The organism is Fodinicurvata halophila (genome assembly GCF_042651425.1).
Lineage (GTDB): Bacteria > Pseudomonadota > Alphaproteobacteria > Kiloniellales > DSM-21159 > Fodinicurvata > Fodinicurvata halophila.
Genome location: NZ_JBHSCW010000001.1, coordinates 739,114 through 757,189, shown reverse-complemented (window position 1 = coordinate 757,189; position 18,076 = coordinate 739,114). Strand labels below are relative to the sequence as shown.

The window sequence follows — 18,076 nt, the reverse complement described above, 5'->3', positions numbered from 1 at the left end:
CTCGACACGGGCCGTCTCCGGTTTCGTTGCTCGCCATCGACTCCGCGTCGAGCCTGGATGTTCCGGTCATGCCCATGAAGCCAACAGCAAAGCATAGACGGCGTAAGGACCTCATTTCCTGCTCCCAAGCGCCTTGATCCTCAGCTGCCGGTCCTGGCGACACCCGCGGTTACCGGCTCGCGAATGCGGCCGGTTGCCCGCCAGTGGCTGAATCCGACTCTTTGTCCTTCATCTTTGAGAGCGGCGCGTCCGACAGGTGTCTGATGGGGAAGACTCTTGCCAGGAGCGTTGCATCTGCGCCACAGATTCCCTGCTGGGGAAGGCTGGGCAATCCTGTCTCGCTTGGTTAGATTGCCGTTGATAAGATTGACGCCGAAGTGCGCTGAACGAGCCGTGTAGGTCGGATGTGGCCGGTGAGGCCACAGAAAGAAGAAGGCAAGTTCACTCATGCGCTACGAGATGGCGCTGACACTGATAGGCCAGATCTATGACGCTGTACTCGAGCCGACAGCGTTACCGGATGCTCTGGTTGACCTGAGCAAGGCGGTGGGCTGTGTACAAGAATGCTACTTCTCGGAAGCGCCTCGCCATGACTCGTTTTCCATGGTGGCACCGCGTCGCGACCCAGCATTCGTGAAAAGCTTTCAGGACTACTGGGCTGACAGGGAACGCGGCTGGGAGCTGTTGCGGGCTGGGCTTCTCGCGGCTCCCTGCGCCGAGACGCGAGACATTCGACAGATGGTCGCGCCGGATGACTTCGGCTGCAGCGAGTTCTTCAACACATGGTGCCGTCCGCAAGGAATCGGCCAGGCAAGCCTGGTCGTCAAGTTCTCCATCCAAGATGGGAGTTGGGGCATCTGTGGCGTTCACAAGCCGAGCTACAAGGATGATTTCGATCCCGACGAAATTGCTCTTTTCCGGATGGTTGCCCCTCACCTGGTGCGAATGGTTTCCATTCAGGACGAGCTCGGTTCACTGGCCCTTGAAGCCGAACTGGCCCTTACGCGTCACAACCAGAACAAAGGAATAATCCTGGTGGATGCGGCAAGGCGGGTGCTCTTCGCCAATCACTATGCCGAGACCTTGTTCGGCGAAGGTGGCGCTTTCCGCCTGGAGAGCGGTTCGCTTACGGCGAGCGACCCGAATGCTGCCGCGACGCTCGAGCATCTCGTCACTTCCTGCGCCGAGCCTCTGCCTGGCAAGCTCGATCCCGGTGGTGCGGTGACAATTGCCCACAGGGCTGGAGGGATGCCCGTAACAGCCGAGGTCCTGCCCTTTGGGACGAAGACGGCCCGCTATGGCTGTAGCTTCCTGGGTATGATTCGGCCGGTCGCGGTGCTTGTCATTACGGACCCGGAGCAGGATCGTGAGCACTTCAAGGAGAATTTGCGGCAGAGATTCGACCTGACCCCCGCTGAAGCTACTCTCGCGCTGGAAATCCTCAAGGGCGACGGCCGCAAGGCGGCGGCGGACCGGCTAGGGATCTCGCCCTCGACAGTACGCACGCATCTGATGCGTGTCTTTGCCAAGACCGGCGTGCAGCGACAAGCCGAGTTGGTCCGTCTGCTGGCGGCGGACGATGGGCATGTCGACCAGATTGGGGCTTTCCGGGGTTGAGCAAGGGCCTACAGCTTTCTCCCGTTGCTTCGAGCCATTCTCGACGTTCAGGCGATGCATGCCTGTTCTCCAACTCTCTGCCGGGCGAACATCGCTTTCGCTTCATGGCTTCACGCTGCTGCGGCGTCGCGCTAAGCTGCTCCGATTGGACGAGCCGGCAGGGGGACAGGCCAATGCACTACCATCTGGCACAGATCAATATCGCGAAGACCCGGGGCGCCATGGCGGATCCCGCCGACAGCGACTTCACGGCCAACCTGGAGCGCTACGCCCAGGAATGCCGGCTTGCATTGCGTCCATGCATTCCAGGCTGACAAGTTCCGGCTCCGCGCTTACCATGCGCGCGCATCATCCCTCGGACCGTTTTCAGGATAACGCATGCTCGACCTGCGGCCGGTATTCTTCGTCAACGGCCTGATTCTCTCCGTTCTGGCACTGGCCATGATCCTTCCGGCGCTGGTCGACCTGGGCGACGGCAGCCCCGACTGGCAGGTCTTCGCGGCCTCGTCAGCGCTGACGCTCTTCGTCGGCATCAGCCTGATCCTGACCACGCGCAGCAACTGGCGGGAAATGGGCCTGCGCCAGGCCTTCCTGATGACCACGATGATCTGGGTGGTGATCGCGATCTTCGGTGCCCTGCCGTTCACCTTTACCTCGGCCAACCTCAGCTATACCGACGCCTTCTTCGAGTGCATGTCCGGCATCACGACCACCGGCGCCACGGTGCTGAGCGGCCTGGACGATACCTCGCGGGGGATTCTGATCTGGCGTGCCCTGCTGCAGTGGCTGGGCGGGATCGGTATCATCGTGACCGCCATCTCCATCCTGCCGATGCTGCGCGTCGGCGGCATGCAGCTCTTCCGCATCGAGGCCTTCGATACCGACAAGGTGCTGCCACGCGCGGCCCAGATCGCGGGCGAGATCCTGCTGATCTACATCGGATTCACGCTGCTGGCGGCCCTGGTGTACTGGTTCCTGGGCATGAGCGGGTTCGATGCCATCGCCCATGCCTTTACCTCGATCGCCACCGGCGGCTATTCCACCCATGACGGATCCATCGGGCATTACGATTCGGCGGCTCTCGACTATGCCGTCAGCCTGATGATGATTCTGGGCAGCATTCCCTTCGTGCTCTACGTGCGGGCCATGCACGGCAACCTGCGGGCCCTGCTGCATGACACGCAGATACGGACCATGCTTGGCATCATGGCCGTGTCCATCCTGGCGCTGGCGGCCTACCTGTTCCTGGAATCGGGGTTGGCGCCCTTCGAAGCCCTGCGCTTTACCACCTTTAACGCCATCTCGATCATGACCGGCACGGGGTACGCCACCGCTGCCTTCGACCTTTGGGGCGGCTTCGCCCTGGCGGTCTTCTTCCTGCTGATGTTCATCGGCGGCTGTGCCGGATCGACCTCCTGCGGGATCAAGGTGTTCCGCTTCCAGATCCTCTATGCCACGGCACGCACCCAGTTGAAGCGCCTGATGCAGCCCAACGGCATCTTCATCGCGCGCTACAACGGCCAACCCGTCACCGAGCAGGTCTCGCTGTCGGTGATGAGCTTCTTCTTCCTCTATATCGTCTGCTTCGGCGTGCTGGCCGCCGTGCTGGGTTGGACAGGCCTGGACTTCATCACTTCGCTGTCCGGGGCGGCCACGGCGATCTCCAATGTCGGGCCGGGGCTGGGCGAAACCATCGGGCCCTCCACCACCTTCGCCACGCTGCCCGATGCCGCGAAGTGGATGCTGTCGGCCGGGATGATCCTGGGTCGGCTGGAGCTGTTCACCGTGCTGATCCTCTTCACGCCGCACTTCTGGCGCGGCTGAGAGGGCCTCAGCCGAGCAGTGCGCTGTCGGCCAGGGTGGTGATGACCAGGCCGAGCAGCAGGTCCAGGAAGACGAGAGCCGCCGTGGTGCCGACGCCGATCTCCAGCGCGGTCTTGGCCACGTAACCGTGATAGACCAGGACCAGCAGCAGGACCGCGAAGGTCAGGCCGCCGGCGGCAGCCGGGGGCAGCAGGAAGCCGATCAGCGTGGCCAGGGTGAAGGCCAGCGTCTGGATCACCTTGATCCAGTTGAAGGCGACGATGTAGCGGAAGTAGTGCGCATCGCGGTCCATCGCCCGGCAGAAGCCGTCGAGAATCACGGGATAGAGCGTCCAGGAGATGACGTAGGCCGGCAGCTGGATCGCCAGGATGGCCGGCCAGCCGGCAGTGACCTCCAGTTCGCGCAGGTGCAGGGCCAGCAGAAACAGCCAGGCAGGCAGGACGATGACGGCGGCGAAGAAGGATTTCCGGAAGTCCTCCGCCGTCGCCCCCAGAAAGGAGAGGCCCTGTGGATCGAGACGCGCCAGGCGCCAACTGGCGTAGAGCGCCTGGAGTATCTCGCCCGGGGCCGGCACCTTCACCCGAAGTAGCCCTCCAGGACGCGGCGATAGATGCGGGCCAGGCTTTCCAGGTCGCTGGCCGGGGTCCGTTCGTCGATCTTGTGCATGGTCTGGCCGACCAGGCCGAACTCGGCCACCTGGCAGTGGTCCTTGATGAAGCGGGCATCCGAGGTGCCGCCGGTGGTGGAGAGTTCGGGGCGGCGGCCGATCTCGCGTTCCACCGAGTCGGCGATCAGCTCGCTGAAGGATCCCGGCGGACAGATGAAGGACTCGCCGGACAGCTTGATCTGCAGGTCGTAGTCCCCGCCCATGGCGTCCAGGGTGGCGCGCAGCCAGGACTCCAGGGAGGCGCCGCTGTGCCGGTCGTTGAAGCGGATGTTGAAGGTGGCCCGCGCCGCACCGGGAATGACGTTGGTGGCCGGATTGCCCACGTCGACGGTGGTGATCTGCAGGGTCGAGGCCTGGAAGTGCTCGCTGCCGTGATCCAGGGGATGGGCGGTGAGAGCGGTGAGCATGGCCACCAGGCGGTGGACCGGGTTGTCGGCCAGGTGGGGATAGGCCGTGTGGCCCTGGACACCGCGCACCGTGAGCCAGCCGCTCATGCTGCCGCGCCGGCCGATCTTGATCATGTCGCCCAACTCGCCGGGATTAGTGGGCTCGCCCACGAGGCAGGCGTCCAGCGTCTCGCCCTTTTCATGCAGCCACTGCAGCACCTTGCGGGTGCCGTTGATGGAGGGCCCCTCCTCGTCGCCGGTGATCAGCAGGCTGACGGAGCCGACCGGCGTGCCGCGCTCGGCCAGATAGGCCGAGACGGCGGCGACGAAGGCGGCCACTGCCCCCTTCATGTCGGAGGCGCCGCGGCCAAAGACCATGCCGTCGCGCAATTCGCCGGCGAAGGGGTCGCAGCTCCAGGCTTCGGGATCGCCCGTAGGGACCACGTCGGTGTGGCCGGCGAAGCAGAAGTTGGGCGCCGCCGTGCCAAGACGGGCGTAGAGATTGTCCACGTCCGGCGTGCCGTCCTCCGAGAAGACCAGGCGGTGACAGGCGAAGCCCAGCGCTTCCAGCTCGCCCTGCAGCAGGTCGAGCGCGCCGCCTTCCTCGGGCGTGACGCTGGGGCAGCGAATCAGGCGCCGGGTGAGCTCGACGGGATCCAGTACGCCGGACGTCATGACGGCCCCCGGCCTCAGGTGCGCAGCAGCTCGTTGATCGAGGTCTTGGCCCGCGTCCCCTCGTCCACGCGCTTGACGATCACCGCGCAGTAGAGGCTGGGCCCGGGCGAGCCGTCCGGCAGCGGCTTGCCGGCCATGGATCCGGGCACCACCACCGAGTAGGAGGGCACCTCCCCGCGGAATTTTTCCCCGGTCTCGCGATTGATGATGGTGGTGGAGGCGCCGAGGTAGACGCCCATGGAGAGCACCGAGCCCTCGCGCACGATGACGCCCTCGGCGACTTCGGAGCGGGCACCGACGAAGACGCCGTCCTCGATGACCACGGGGTTAGCCTGCAACGGCTCAAGCACGCCGCCGATGCCGGCGCCCCCGGAGATGTGACAATTCTTTCCGATCTGGGCGCAGGAGCCGATGGTGGCCCAGGTATCCACCATGGTGCCGCTGTCCACGTAGGCGCCGACATTCACGAAAGACGGCATGAGCACGACGTCGGAGGCGATATGGGCGGAGCGGCGCACAATGCAGTTGGGGACCGCACGGAAGCCGGCTTCGCGGAAGTGCTCTTCGGTCCAGCCGGCAAACTTGGAGGGAACCTTGTCGAACCACACGGCCTCGCCGTGATTCACGTCGCGTGGGCCGCCCGGCATCACCGTCATGTCGTTCAGGCGGAAGGACAGCAGGACCGCCTTCTTCAGCCATTGGTTGACCTGCCACGCACCGTCCTCCTGGCGTTCGGCGACGCGGAAGCGGCCGTTGTCGAGGCCTTCCAGGGCCAGTTCGACACCGTCGCGGACCACGCCTTCGGTCTTGGGGCTGATCTTGTCGCGCTCTTCCCAGGCGTTCTCAATGACGCTCTTCAGGTCTTCTGTCTGCATTGTCTTGACGTCTCTGCTCACGGGTTGGGCCAGCCGGCCGGTTGAACGGGCGCGGCAGAAGATGCGGCAGCCCCCCGTCCAAGTCAATCTCCGCCAGAGCTAGCGACGGCGGAGAGGGAGGGAAGTCAGCCGTTTCGGGCGTGGAGGGCCTGCAGCCAGGCCGTAAGGTCGTCGGTGCGATGGTGGATGTAGTCGTCCTCGGCGGGGGGCGCGCTCCAGTTGGCTTCGTGGCGCACCCAGACGGTGGTCATGCCACGGGCATGGGCGGGCTTCAGGTTGCGCGCCGAGTCCTCGAAGAAGACGGTGCGCTCTGCGGCGAGGCCGTGTCTCTCCAGCAGGCGGTCGTAGGGCCCTTCGTCCGGCTTGGGCACGAACTCGGCCGCCCGGATGTCGAAGATGGCCTCGAAATGATGTGCAAGCGCCAGGCGGTCCAGGACGCGTTCTGCATGGCCGGTATCGGCGTTGGTGAAGATCACCTTGCGCCCGGGCAGAGCAGACAGGGCGGCATCGAGCCGGGAGTCGGCCTCCAGACCCGACAAATCGATGTCATGGACGAAGTCCAGGTAATCGGCGGGATCGACGGCATGCTCCGTCATCAGGCCGCGCAGGGTGGTGCCGTGCGTATGGAAAAAGCTCTTCTGCATGTGCCGCGCCGCTTCCGACGACAGGCCGAAGCGCTGTTCGATGAACAGGCCCATGCGACGGTCGATCTGGTCGAACAGCCGGCAGGAGGCCGGATAGAGCGTGTTGTCCAGGTCGAACAGCCAGGTTTCGACCTGCTGCGGATGCGGCGGCGGGGTCTGGGGCACGTCTTTCGTCTGCATGGCATTGAAGGTGGCGCAAAGCACCGGCGGGGGCAAGAGGCAGGCTCCTGTCCTTGCGCGCGCGTCAGCCGCGCAGAACCGACGCTCCCGGCGGCACGTCCTCGTGAATCTCGTGGCATGGGCCTGGCGGTGGCTGCTGTCCGGGCGGACGGTCCGGGTACCAGACCCTGCATTCGCCCGGTGGCGGCATGTGCCCGTAGGGTGCACGCTCCTCGGCCCAGCCCCCGGAGTCCGCACATCCGGTCAGAACAAGTGCTGTCGCGGCGCCGATAACCTGGAGTGCGGCTTTTCCTGTCCTGGTGAGCGTCATTGGATGCAGCCCCGTGATGTTCTGTGCCGAAGACCCGGGAAGCTTACTGCAAGTCCTGTCCTGTCCGCATCCGTCAAATTCCGGGCGAGAAAGGCTCGCTCATCCCCGCCCGTGTGGAGCCATGTGGTCGAGGATCGGCCCCTTCGGCACCACGCCGGTCGGATTGATCATGCCGTGGCTGACATAATAGTGATGCTTGATGTGGTGCAGGTCGACCGTCTCGGCGATGCCCGGCATCTGGTAGAGTTCACGGGTGTAGGCCCAGAGGTTGGGGTAGTCGACGATCCGGCGCAGGTTGCACTTGAAGTGGCCGACATAGACCGGATCGAAGCGGATCAGGGTCGTGAACAGCCGCCAGTCGGCCTCGCTCAGGTGATCGCCCACAATATAGCGGTTGCGTGACAGCCGCTCCTCCAGCCAATCCAGGGACTCGAACAGCGGCACCACGGCTTCCTCGTAGGCCTGCTGCGTGGTGGCGAAGCCCGACTTGTAGACGCCGTTGTTCACCGTGTCGTAGACGCGCGCGTTCACGGCATCGATCTCCTCGCGCAGCTCGGGCGGATAGAAATCGTGGTCGACGTCGGTGTAGGTGTCGAAGGCCGTATTCAGCATGCGGATGATCTCGGCCGACTCGTTGCTGACGATGGTGCCCTTCTGCTTGTCCCAGAGGGTCGGCACGGTGACGCGACCCGTATAGTCCGGCTTGGCCCGGGTATAGAGCTGGTGCAGATAGTCATAGCCGAACAGCGGGTCGCCCGTCGCACCGTCCTCTTCACGAAACTCCCAGCCGTTCTCGCCCATGTACCAGTGCACGATGGACACGGGCAGCAGTTCCTCCAGCTTCTTCAGCTTGCGGAAGATCAGGACCCGGTGGGCCCAGGGACAGGCCAGCGAGACATAGAGATGATAGCGCTCGGGTTCGGCCTTGAAGCCGCCTTCGCCCGAGGGACCGGGACTGCCGTCGGCCGTGATCCAGTTGCGAAAGGCACTGGCGTCGCGCTGGAAACGCCCACCGTGCTTGTCGGTGTCGTACCACTTGTCATGCCATTGGCCGTCGATCAGAAGTCCCATACCTGAAGTCCTTTCCTTCGTTTCCGCTCCACCGGACGGGGCTCAGAACGCCTCCGGCAGGTCGGCGAGCAGAAGTTCGCTGTCTTCCTGCGCGGCAATGCGCAGTCTTCCGGTCTCGGCGATGTGGGCGCCGTCCCGCGCCTTCAGCGTCTGTGAGGCGGCGCTGTCATCCTGGACCTCCACCCGGCCGGTGGCCAGCACCAGATAGGCCTGGCGTCCCGGTTCGAGCTCGACGTCCAGGGTCTGGCCCGTCTTCAGCAGACTGCCGAAGAGAGCGGCATCCTGATGAATGACCAGGGCTCCGTCATGGCCGCGGCCCGAGGCCAGGGCCACCAGTTCGCCGGCCCGATCCTCCCGGGGGAAGCGGCGGGTTTCCCAGCGCGGCTGAACGTGAGCCTTGTTGGGCAGAATCCAGATCTGGAACAGGGTTGTCGGCCTGTCCTCCTGGTTGTACTCGGCGTGCAGGATGCCCTTGCCCGCCGACATGACCTGGATGTCGCCCGCTTCGGTGCGTCCTTCGTTGCCCAGGTGGTCTTGGTGCGTGATCGCCCCTTCGCGGATATAGGTGATGATCTCCATGTCGCGATGGCCATGCATGTCGAACCCCTGGCCTGGCGCGACGGTATCGTCGTTCCAGACGCGCAGGGGTCCGACACCCATGCGCGAGGGATTACGGTAGTTGGCGAAGCTGAAGTGATAGTTGGCATTCAGCCAGGCATTCTCGAAATGACCCAGATTCTCGAAGGGGCGTGCTTCGATCATGACCGTATCTCCTCGTGGCACGGCCGCTTCCCGCCGTGCGGTTTCCCTTATCCGTGCAACTTCTGGGCGATCCCGGTCACATGGCGACCCTGGAATCGCGCGATGGCCAGCTCGTTTTCGCTGGGCTGGCGGCTGCCGTCGCCGTCCGCCAGGGTGCTGGCACCATAGGGTGTGCCGCCCGTGATCTCGTTCATGTTCATGATCTCGGCGCAGCTGTAAGGCACGCCGACGATGACCATGCCATGGTGCATCAGCGTCGTCTGGGTGGAGGTCAGCGTCGTTTCCTGCCCGCCGTGCTGGGTGGCGGTGGAGGTGAAGGCACTGCCCACCTTGCCGATCAGCGTGCCGTTGAACCAGAGTCCGCCGGTCTTGTCCCAGAAGTTGCGCATCTGGCTGGTCATGTTACCGAAACGGGTCGGCGTGCCAACGATGATGGCATCGTAGTCGGCCAGCTCGTTGACGTCCTCCAGTATATCACCGGCCTGATCCTGCTTGTATCCGGACTCCTTGCGGACCTCTTCAGGCACGAGCTCAGCCACGCGCTTGAGCGTCGCCTCGGCGCCCGGAACTTCCTTCACGCCTTCCGCCACGGCCTTGGCCATGGTTTCTATGTGACCGTAGCTGGAGTAGTAGAGAATGAGAACCTTGGTCATCTGTGCCTCCGTTCGGGCTGCAGGGGGAGTTATCGTGTGCGTCTCTACCTTGCGTGACGTGGTCCATATATGCTCTGTTTCCTCAGGTGTGATAAGAGTGGAAAAATTCATATAATCGTTTCCTTTAAAGAAACAGAAAAGCAGCGGACTCCCTGATGTTCGAATCCCTTCCGGCCATGGCGGTTTTCGTGAATGTCGTCGAAAGCGGCAGCTTCTCGGGCGCCGCACGTACGCTCAACCTGTCCAAGTCCGCGGTATCCAAGACGGTCTCACGGCTGGAGGAGTCACTGGGCACGCGCCTGCTGAACCGGACGACTCGCAAGCTCTCTCTCACCGAGGCGGGCCGGGCCTATTACGAGGGCTGCCGGCGCATGCTGAACGAGGCGGAGGCCGCCAGCCAGGCCGTGCATCGCCTGACCGACGCGCCGCGCGGAACCCTGCGCGTCAACCTGCCCATGTCCTTCGGCATCCTGCAGGTGGCGCCGCTGTTGCCGGCGTTCCTGGAACGCTATCCGGAAATCGACCTGGACGCCGCGTTCGAGGACCGCGTTGTTGACCTGGTGGAGGAAGGCTACGACCTGGCGATCCGGGTCGGGGTGCTGGCGGACTCCAGCCTGATTGCCCGGCGTTTGGCACCCAATCGCCGCATCCTCTGTGCCGCGCCCTCGTATCTGGAACGGCACGGCACGCCCCAGAGCCCGGAATCCCTGGCGGCGCATTCCTGCCTGCTCTACAGCTACCAGGCTTCGGGCGATACCTGGCGATTGAACGGCTCGGAGGGCGAGCGCAGCGTGCGGGTCAACGGGCGGGTGCGCCTCAACAACGGGGAAGCCATCCGTTGTGCAGCCGTGGCCGGTCTGGGAATCGCCTACCTGCCGACCTTCATCGCCGGCCCGGACCTGCAGGCGGGACGCCTGGTCGCTGTCCTGCCGGATTGGATCGACGGTGGACTGGGGGCGGTGAATGCCGTCTATCCCGCCGGACGACACCTTTCGCCCAAGGTGCGGGTTTTCATCGACTATCTGGCGAGCTGCTTCGGGACCGAGCCCTCCTGGGACCGTGATCTCTGCGCTAGTGTTTGAGCGACGTCCGCCGCGCAGGGCAGTGAGGCAGGCGGGCCGGTCTGTCTTTCGGTGGATTCTGCCACGAAGGCGTGCTATAGGACTGGAAAGTCAAGCCTTGTGCGTGAACAAGAGGTTACGAGATGTTTGCGACGTTCGAACGACGAAGGGATAGCCGGTGAACGACCGGCGGGCCGCCGGAGGAAAGCTCCGGGGCCAAGTCTCTCCTGGCTTCATGTGTTTGTTCGAACGGATTGTTTCCAAATGACTCATCAATTCATGCCTGAACGGCCCGTGGACGGGCCCCTGATCGACCCCCTGCTGGACCGGACCTTCGGTCATGACCGCCATGGCAAGACGGTCTATCGGCTGCGCGAAGGGATCCGGCCGGTGACGGCGCTTTCCTTCGTCGCGGTCCACGAGGACGACAGCCTGTTGGCCTCCATTCGCTATTGGCCGATCCGCATTGCCGATCATCCCGCCATCCTGCTGGGACCCCTGGCCGTGGAGCCGGCGCAACAGGGTCGCGGCATCGGCAAGGGGCTGGTCTATCACAGCCTGACCGAGGCCCGGAAACAGGGCCATAGCGCCTGCGTGGTGGTGGGCGATCCCGCCTATTACGAACCCTTCGGGTTCCAGTCCGCGGTGAGTTATGGCCTGATCCTGCCCGGTCCGGTCGATCCGCCGCGCTTCCAGGTGCTGGAGCTGAAGCCCGGGGCCCTGGACGGCGTTCAGGGTCTCATCGGCCGCGAGGAAAGCGCGGCCTTGCCGGGGGAAGAGCGCGCGGCCGCGGGCGTGCGTCAGGTCTCCTGAGACGTTTTCAGTTCAGGCGCCAGATCTCGAAGGTGAGCGCGATCGCGTAGACGGTCCAGAGAAGGTAGGGCACAAGCAGCCAGGCCGCGGTGCGGCTGTGCCGGTCAACGGCCACGAGGGTGGCCACGAGGACAAGGAACAGCCCGCCGGCTTCCAGCAGGGCGAGGCCCGGACTGCGCAGACCGAAGAAGAGATAGGTCCAGGCCAGGTTGAGGGCCAGCTGCAGGCCCCAGAGGCCCAGCGCCCCCTTGGCTCTTGCCCAGCCGCTGCGGCGCCAGACCAGCCAGGCCGCCACCGCCATCATGACGTAGAGCAGGTTCCAGACGATGGGAAAGGCCAGATCCGGCGGCGTGAAGGCCGGCTTGGCCAGGTCCGGATACCAGCTGTCCAGTGCCGTACGGGTCGGCAGGCTGCCGATCTGGCCCACCGCCAGGGTGAGCACGAGAAAGGCGAGCAGCATCAGGGTGTGCCTGCGGGAGCGTTCCATCAGACCTCTTCGCGTTCGTTGTCGCGCAGCACGGCGCCGGCCAGGTAAAGCGAACCGCAGATGAGGATGCGGCCCGGCCTGTCGGCGGCCTGGACGAGTGCCTGCAACGCCTCCTGCACGGTTTCTGCAGGGGCCGCCTCGAAGCCGCAACTGCGGGCATGCCCGGCCGCTGCGTCTGCCGACAGGGAGTTGGGCTCGCCCGGGATCTCCACGGCCCTGAGACGGCGGGTCAAAGGTGCCAGGGGCGCCAGAAAGGCCTCGGCTGTCTTGCTGTTCAGCATGCCGTAGACAAGATCCAATGGTTTTTCCCGGCCATCGCCAGGCCAGTCGGTCAAGGCCCGCGCCAAGGCAGCGCCGGCCGCGGCGTTGTGCCCGCCATCCAGCCAGAGTTCCCAGTCAGCCGGCAAGGTCCGCGGCAGAGGACCCTCCTGCAAGTGCTGCAGGCGTGCGCCCCAGCTGGCCCGGCGCAGGCCGGAGGCAACCGCTGCGTCTTCGGGCAGGAAGGTGGCCAGGCCCCGGGCCGCGGCGAGCGCCATGCCAGCATTCTCGACCTGGTGCGGACCGGGCAGCGAAGGGCGCGGCCAATGACTCAGCTCGTCACCCATCCGGAACACCATGACTTCGCCCGTTTCCTGAACGTGGAAATCGCGGCTCTGGACGATCAGGGGTGCGCCGACTTCCAGGGCACGGCGTTCAATGACCTCGAGCGCCTCGGGCTGCTGCAGGCCAATGACGGCTGGAACCCCTGGCTTGAGAATGCCCGCCTTCTCCCGGGCGATCGCCTCCAGGCTGTCCCCCAGGTACTGCATGTGGTCCATGGAGACCGGGGTGATGATGGTCAGTTCCGGGGTGTCGATCACGTTGGTGGCATCCAGCCGGCCGCCCAGGCCGACTTCCAGAAGCAGGACATCTGCAGGCTGGCGGGCGAATGCCAGGAAGGCCGCGGCCGTCGTGATCTCGAAGAAGGTGATGGGCGTTTCGCCGTTGGCCTGCTCACATTCCTCCAGCAGGGCCAGCAGCTCCGGTTCCGAGATCAGCTCCCCGCTCAGGCGAATGCGTTCATGGAAACGTGCCAGATGGGGTGAGGTGTAGACATGGACGCGCCGCTCGGCCGCTTCCAGCATGGCGCGCAGCATGGCCAGCACCGAGCCCTTGCCGTTCGTCCCGGCCACATGGACCACGGGCGGCAGCTGGCGTTCGGGATGGTCCAGGGCGGCCAGCAGGCGCTCTATGCGCCCCAGGGAGAGGTCGATGATCTTGGGATGCAGCCGGTTCAGGCGCGCCAGGACGGCGTCACTGTTGTGTGACACGCTCCGCCTCGGACTTGGACGTCTTCGTGCCGGATTTCTCGTCCTGTGCGGCGGCCTTTTCCTTTTGCGCACCGGTGCCGCTCTTGGCCTCTTCGGAGGCGGCGGCCTTGGACGCGGCCTTCTTGCCCTTGCCGCTGGTGCTCAGGGCTTCGCCGGTCAGCGGTTCGCGCAGCAGATGCAGGACGCGTCCCAGGGTTTCCTGCAGCTCGGCGCGCGGGACCACCATGTCCAGCATGCCGTGCTCCAGCAGGTATTCGGCGCGCTGGAAGCCGGGCGGCAGGGTTTCGCGGATCGTCTCCTCGATGACGCGCGCGCCGGCAAAGCCGATGACCGCACCAGGCTCGGCGATCTGGACATCGCCCAGCATGGCGAAGGACGCCGAGACACCGCCGGTGGTGGGGTCGGTCAGCAGTACGATATAGGGAAGGTTCTTTTCCTTCACCATCTCCACGGCAATGACGCTGCGCGGCAGCTGCATCAGCGAAAGGATGCCCTCCTGCATGCGTGCGCCACCTGAGGAGGGAATCGTGATGAGCGCCGCGTCCTTTTCCACCGCCAGTTTCGCGGCGGTCAGCAGGCCTTCGCCAACGGCGACGCCCATTGAGCCGCCCATGAAGGAGAAGTCGAACACGGCGGCCACGGCCTTCTGACCGCCGATGGTTCCGTGGGCCACCTGGATGGCATCCTGCTCGCCGGTCTTGGAGCGTGCCTTCTTGAGCCGCTCCGAATAGCGTTCACGGTCGCGGAATTTCAGCGGATCCTGGATGGTTTCCGGCAGCTCCGCGCGGGTGTACTTGCCCTCGTCGAACAGCAGCTGCATGCGCGTGGCCGGGCCGATGCGCATGTGATGGCTGCAGTTCGGGCAGACCCGCAGCTGTTCCTCCAGCTCGCGGTGAAAGATCATGTGCTCGCAGGCGGGACACTTTTCCCAGAGATTGTCCGGAACCTCGTTCTTGGAAGAAACCAGCGCCTGAAGCTTGGGGCGCACATAGTTGGTGATCCAGTTCATCGATCCAGTCCCGTTCGCAGATCGCGGATGAGCTCCGTGACGGAGTCGACGAGGCCCGTACCGGCCTTGCCGTTCTCGTCCAGAGCTTCGGCAATGCGTTCGACGATGGCCGAGCCCACGACAGCCGCATCGGCCACCTTGCCGATGGCGGCGGCATGCTCCGGCGTGCGGATACCAAAGCCGACGGCGACCGGCAGGTCAGAGTGGCGCTTGATGCGCTCGATGGCTGCGCCGACCTCTTCGGCCGCTGCAGCGCGAGTTCCGGTGATGCCCAGAATGGACACGTAGTAGAGAAAGCCGCTGGTGTTCTCCAGAACCTTGGGCAGACGCTTGTCATCGGTGGTCGGCGTGGCCAGGCGGATCCAGTGCAATCCGGCGTCGATGGCCGGCAGGCAGAGCTCGCGATCCTCCTCCGGCGGCAGGTCCACGATGATCAGGCCGTCCACACCCGCATCCCGGGCCAGCCTGAGGAATTTCTCGACGCCCATGTGATAGATGGGGTTGTAGTAGCCCATCAGGATGACCGGCGTCGTGCTGTCCTCGGCCCGGAACCGGTGCACGATCTCGAGCGTCTTGGCCAGGGAGATGCCGTTCTTCAGCGCGCGCTGCGAGCTCGCCTGGATGGCCGGGCCGTCGGCCATGGGGTCGGAGAAGGGCATGCCGATCTCGATCAGGTCGGCGCCGGCTTCGGGCAGGGCGCGCAGGATCTGATAGGTGGTCTCGGCGTCCGGATCGCCGGCGGTGATGAAGGTGACGAGGCCGGCACGGCCTTGGGCCTTCAGTTCGGCAAAGCGGGCGTCGACGCGGCTTTCGGCAATTTGGACGGAGGTTGCGGTGCTCACAGTTCCACCCCCAGCTTCTGGGCGACGGCGTAGATGTCCTTGTCGCCGCGGCCGCAGATATTGACCACGAGAAGGTGGTCACGCGGCAGCTCGGGGGCGACCTTGATGACCTGGGCCAGGGCGTGGCTGGGCTCCAGGGCCGGGATGATGCCTTCCGTGGCGGTGCACAGCTTGAAGGCCTCCAGCGCCTCGGCGTCGGTGACGGCGGCGTACTCGACCCGGCCGCTTTCGTGCAGCCAGGCATGTTCCGGCCCGATGCCGGGATAGTCGAGGCCGGCCGAAATGGAATAGGCGTCGATGATCTGGCCGTCGTCGTCCTGCAGCAGGTAGGTGCGGTTACCGTGCAGCACCCCGGGTTCGCCACCGTTGAGCGAGGCGGCGTGCTCGCCGCTGTCCAGTCCGTGGCCGGCGGCCTCGACCCCGATCATCTTCACGTCCGGTTCGTCCAGGAAGGGATGGAACAGCCCGATGGCATTGGAGCCGCCGCCGATACAGGCCACCAGGGTGTCCGGCAGCCGGCCTTCGGCCTGCAGGATCTGTTCGCGCGTCTCGCGCCCGATCACCGACTGGAAGTCGCGCACCATGGCGGGATAGGGGTGCGGTCCGGCGGCCGTGCCGATGATGTAGAAGGTGCTGTCCACATTGGCGACCCAGTCGCGCAGGGCCTCGTTCATGGCGTCCTTCAGGGTGCCGGTGCCACTTTCCACGGGAATGACCTCGGCGCCCAGCAGCTTCATGCGGAAGACGTTGGGGGCCTGGCGCTCCATGTCCGTGGCGCCCATGTAGACCACGCAGGGCAGGTTGAAGCGGGCGCAGACCGTGGCGGTGGCGACGCCGTGCTGGCCGGCGCCGGTCTCGGCGATGATGCGCGTCTTGCCCATGCGCCGCGCCAGCAGGATCTGGCCCAGCGTGTTGTTGATCTTGTGCGCACCGGTGTGATTGAGCTCGTCGCGCTTGAAGTAGATGCGCGCGCCGCCCAGGTACTCGCTCAGTCGCTCGGCATGATAGAGAGGGCTGGGACGGCCCACGTAATGCTGGGCGAAGTACTCGATCTCGCGCTTGAACTCCGGGTCGGCGTTGGCCTCGTTGTAGGCATGCTCGACCTCGAGCACCAGCGGCATGAGGGTCTCGGCGACAAAGCGCCCGCCGAATATTCCGAAGTGGCCGAATTCATCCGGCCCGGATCTGTAGGTGTTGAGCGGTTCGGTCATTCTGATGTCTGTTGAAGCAAGTCCAATAATGATCCGGGAGCTTGTCCCGCCGCCAGCACCCCAAGGGCAGGCGATGTCGGCGCACTCTGCCCCATTACGCCGCCTGCCGCAACGCCAGAAGCCTGTTACGGCGGGCTTTTCATGCGCTGGTAAGCTAGAGGGTGCGGGCCTGTTCCAGGAAGGCCCGGATCAGCTCGGGGTTCTTCCGTCCGGGGCTGTCCTCGACGCCCGAGGAGACGTCCACGGCCCGGGCCCGGCTGATGGTGACGGCTTCGGCCAGGTTCTCGCGTTTCAACCCACCCGAAAGCATCCACGGCAGCTTTCCGGTGCGATTTCCGAGCAGGCGCCAGTCGAAGGCGAGCGCATTGCCGCCCGGCAGGGCGTTGGCCATGGTCTTTGGAGCCTTGGCGTCGAACAGGAGCATGTCGGCGGCCGCCTCGTAGTCGGCAACCTGGTCCAGGTCCTCGGGCTGCGCCACCTTGACGGCCTTGAGGACGGCGCGTCCGTGACGGCTACGGATCTCGGCCGTGCGTTGAGGCGTTTCGGATCCGTGCAGCTGGAGCATGTCGAGCGGGACCTGCGCCAGGACCTCGCCCAGCAGGTCGTCGTCCGGGTCGACGAACAGGCCGACCTTCAGTACTGAGTCCGGCATACGGGCGGCGAGTGCGGCCGCCTGGGCGGCGTCCACCGAACGGGGGCTGGGAGGATAGAATACCAACCCGGCATAGCGCGCGCCGTGGCGCGCCGCGGCCTCGGCGGCCTCGGCGGAATTGATGCCGCAGATCTTCACGTCGGGACGGCTCATGTCGCGGTTCCCTCCACACGCAAGGGCCAGCCCGTGCGCCGGGCAAAGACCACGGACAGCACCGTGGCGGCCACGGTCAGCGAGACATAGTTGGCGACCGCGGCAAAGGCAAGGCCGGGCACCGACAGTCCCAGGGTGCGCTCGAGCGAGAGCAGCAGGAAATTGACCAGGCTGAGCGCCAGGTCCACGGGCAGGATGGTGACCAGCAGCAGGCCGCAGAAAGGCAGCAGGATACCCTTCGCTTCCTGCAGCGCGCGCAGGTAGCTGTAGCCCGGTCCCAGGGCGGCGGCGGGCAGGACGAAGGAGAAGGAGACCGCCACCACGAGTCCGGCCAGGATGCCGACCACCAGCCCCGGTCCCATGGCCGGCAGTCCGCCGGCCGCGCCGGTCAGGCCGCCGAAGGCCATGAGGCAGAGCACGACCACGCCGGAGATCATGAAGAAGAGTCCAAGCGCGCGGAAGAAGAAGCGCAGTTCGCGACCGCGCCAGGCCGGGATGTAGTCACGCCGCGCGCCGGGCTCGGCCACGAACCAGTAGCGATAGACGGCCACCGAGAACCAGACGGAGAGGAAGAGGTCCACACCCAGCAGGAAGAAGCTGGCTTGGGTGCCCAGGCCGATCAGGGTGAAGGCGCTCGCCAGCCCGAAGCTGATCAGGATCGGTATCAGGGCGAGCCCGGCGAGCTTGCGCCAGTGTGCCTTCAGCAGCGCGACGACATGCGGCAGGGTGTGCCCCAGGGAGAGGGGGTGCAGCTGCCGCTGGTCCGGCAGGGTCGTGAAATCGAATTCGTCCATGGGGTCAACTATTTCTTCGGGCGGCGCCAGCGTCACGGGAAAACTTCGCGGCCGGCATCATTTCCTTGCAGGGCGCCGCT

20 protein-coding genes are annotated in these 18,076 nt (G+C 65.2%); 5 read left to right on the top strand and 15 right to left on the bottom strand.

Annotation, left to right across the window (positions count from 1 at the left end):
* Positions 1 to 447 precede the first annotated feature (447 nt).
* From ACFOW6_RS03510 to ACFOW6_RS03500, 3 genes are all read left to right on the top strand, one after another.
* Positions 448 to 1,617, top strand: a complete 1,170-nt coding sequence (locus ACFOW6_RS03510; protein ID WP_382420941.1) for a helix-turn-helix transcriptional regulator — start codon at positions 448 to 450, stop codon at positions 1,615 to 1,617.
* 173 nt (positions 1,618 to 1,790) lie between these two features.
* Positions 1,791 to 1,931, top strand: a complete 141-nt coding sequence (locus ACFOW6_RS03505; RefSeq protein ID WP_382420940.1) for a hypothetical protein — start codon at positions 1,791 to 1,793, stop codon at positions 1,929 to 1,931.
* A gap of 64 nt (positions 1,932 to 1,995) precedes the next feature.
* Positions 1,996 to 3,441: a TrkH family potassium uptake protein gene (locus tag ACFOW6_RS03500; protein ID WP_382420939.1), complete on the top strand. Its 1,446-nt coding sequence runs from the start codon at positions 1,996 to 1,998 to the stop codon at positions 3,439 to 3,441.
* Between the two features lie 7 nt (positions 3,442 to 3,448).
* On the opposite strand, the gene ACFOW6_RS03495 is transcribed toward ACFOW6_RS03500, so the two are convergent.
* The 8 genes from ACFOW6_RS03495 to wrbA all read right to left on the bottom strand — a co-directional run bounded on the left by ACFOW6_RS03495 (position 3,449) and on the right by wrbA (position 9,664).
* Positions 3,449 to 4,021, bottom strand: coding sequence for a hypothetical protein (locus ACFOW6_RS03495; protein ID WP_382420938.1), 573 nt, complete (start codon positions 4,019 to 4,021; stop codon positions 3,449 to 3,451).
* Entirely contained in the window at positions 4,018 to 5,169 is a 1,152-nt protein-coding gene (dapE, locus tag ACFOW6_RS03490; protein WP_382420937.1) for a succinyl-diaminopimelate desuccinylase, read from the bottom strand. Before dapE ends, ACFOW6_RS03495 begins: the two co-directional genes overlap by 4 nt.
* 14 nt (positions 5,170 to 5,183) lie before the next feature.
* Positions 5,184 to 6,044, bottom strand: coding sequence for a 2,3,4,5-tetrahydropyridine-2,6-dicarboxylate N-succinyltransferase (gene dapD / locus ACFOW6_RS03485; protein WP_382420936.1), 861 nt, complete (start codon positions 6,042 to 6,044; stop codon positions 5,184 to 5,186).
* Positions 6,045 to 6,169: 125 nt separating this feature from the next.
* Entirely contained in the window at positions 6,170 to 6,904 is a 735-nt protein-coding gene (locus ACFOW6_RS03480) for a pyrimidine 5'-nucleotidase (RefSeq protein WP_382420935.1), read from the bottom strand.
* 28 nt (positions 6,905 to 6,932) lie between these two features.
* Positions 6,933 to 7,178, bottom strand: coding sequence for a hypothetical protein (locus ACFOW6_RS03475; protein ID WP_382420934.1), 246 nt, complete (start codon positions 7,176 to 7,178; stop codon positions 6,933 to 6,935).
* Between the two features lie 99 nt (positions 7,179 to 7,277).
* Positions 7,278 to 8,249 (bottom strand): glutathione S-transferase family protein, encoded by a 972-nt coding sequence (locus ACFOW6_RS03470; RefSeq protein ID WP_382420933.1) that lies wholly within the window; start codon positions 8,247 to 8,249, stop codon positions 7,278 to 7,280.
* A gap of 42 nt (positions 8,250 to 8,291) precedes the next feature.
* Positions 8,292 to 9,011, bottom strand: a complete 720-nt coding sequence (locus ACFOW6_RS03465; RefSeq protein WP_382420932.1) for a pirin family protein — start codon at positions 9,009 to 9,011, stop codon at positions 8,292 to 8,294.
* Between the two features lie 47 nt (positions 9,012 to 9,058).
* Positions 9,059 to 9,664, bottom strand: a complete 606-nt coding sequence (gene wrbA, locus ACFOW6_RS03460; RefSeq protein ID WP_382420931.1) for an NAD(P)H:quinone oxidoreductase — start codon at positions 9,662 to 9,664, stop codon at positions 9,059 to 9,061.
* Between the two features lie 155 nt (positions 9,665 to 9,819).
* Here wrbA and ACFOW6_RS03455 point away from each other — a divergent pair, with 155 nt between their 5' ends.
* On the top strand, positions 9,820 to 10,746 hold the full coding sequence (locus ACFOW6_RS03455; protein ID WP_382420930.1) for a LysR family transcriptional regulator: 927 nt from the start codon (positions 9,820 to 9,822) through the stop codon (positions 10,744 to 10,746).
* Positions 10,747 to 11,004: 258 nt separating this feature from the next.
* Positions 11,005 to 11,538, top strand: a complete 534-nt coding sequence (locus ACFOW6_RS03450; protein ID WP_382420929.1) for a GNAT family N-acetyltransferase — start codon at positions 11,005 to 11,007, stop codon at positions 11,536 to 11,538.
* A 7-nt stretch (positions 11,539 to 11,545) separates the two neighbouring features.
* Here ACFOW6_RS03450 and ACFOW6_RS03445 read toward each other — a convergent pair whose 3' ends face one another.
* From ACFOW6_RS03445 to ACFOW6_RS03415, 7 genes are all read right to left on the bottom strand, one after another.
* Entirely contained in the window at positions 11,546 to 12,025 is a 480-nt protein-coding gene (locus ACFOW6_RS03445; protein WP_382420928.1) for a TspO/MBR family protein, read from the bottom strand.
* Entirely contained in the window at positions 12,025 to 13,335 is a 1,311-nt protein-coding gene (locus ACFOW6_RS03440) for a bifunctional folylpolyglutamate synthase/dihydrofolate synthase (RefSeq protein ID WP_382420927.1), read from the bottom strand. The genes ACFOW6_RS03445 and ACFOW6_RS03440 overlap by 1 nt, the downstream gene beginning before the upstream one ends.
* A complete protein-coding gene (accD, locus tag ACFOW6_RS03435) occupies positions 13,319 to 14,344 on the bottom strand; it encodes an acetyl-CoA carboxylase, carboxyltransferase subunit beta (protein WP_382420926.1) in 1,026 nt (341 codons plus the stop codon). Before accD ends, ACFOW6_RS03440 begins: the two co-directional genes overlap by 17 nt.
* Positions 14,341 to 15,186: a tryptophan synthase subunit alpha gene (gene trpA / locus ACFOW6_RS03430; protein ID WP_382420925.1), complete on the bottom strand. Its 846-nt coding sequence runs from the start codon at positions 15,184 to 15,186 to the stop codon at positions 14,341 to 14,343. The genes accD and trpA overlap by 4 nt, the downstream gene beginning before the upstream one ends.
* Complete coding sequence (gene trpB, locus ACFOW6_RS03425) at positions 15,183 to 16,397, bottom strand: tryptophan synthase subunit beta (RefSeq protein ID WP_382420924.1); 1,215 nt, start codon at positions 16,395 to 16,397, stop codon at positions 15,183 to 15,185. The genes trpA and trpB overlap by 4 nt, the downstream gene beginning before the upstream one ends.
* 154 nt (positions 16,398 to 16,551) lie before the next feature.
* Positions 16,552 to 17,202 carry a phosphoribosylanthranilate isomerase gene (locus tag ACFOW6_RS03420; protein ID WP_382420923.1) on the bottom strand — a complete coding sequence of 217 codons (651 nt, stop codon included), beginning with the start codon at positions 17,200 to 17,202 and terminating at the stop codon, positions 16,552 to 16,554.
* Positions 17,199 to 17,996 (bottom strand): hypothetical protein, encoded by a 798-nt coding sequence (locus ACFOW6_RS03415; RefSeq protein ID WP_382420922.1) that lies wholly within the window; start codon positions 17,994 to 17,996, stop codon positions 17,199 to 17,201. Before ACFOW6_RS03415 ends, ACFOW6_RS03420 begins: the two co-directional genes overlap by 4 nt.
* Positions 17,997 to 18,076: the final 80 nt, after the last annotated feature.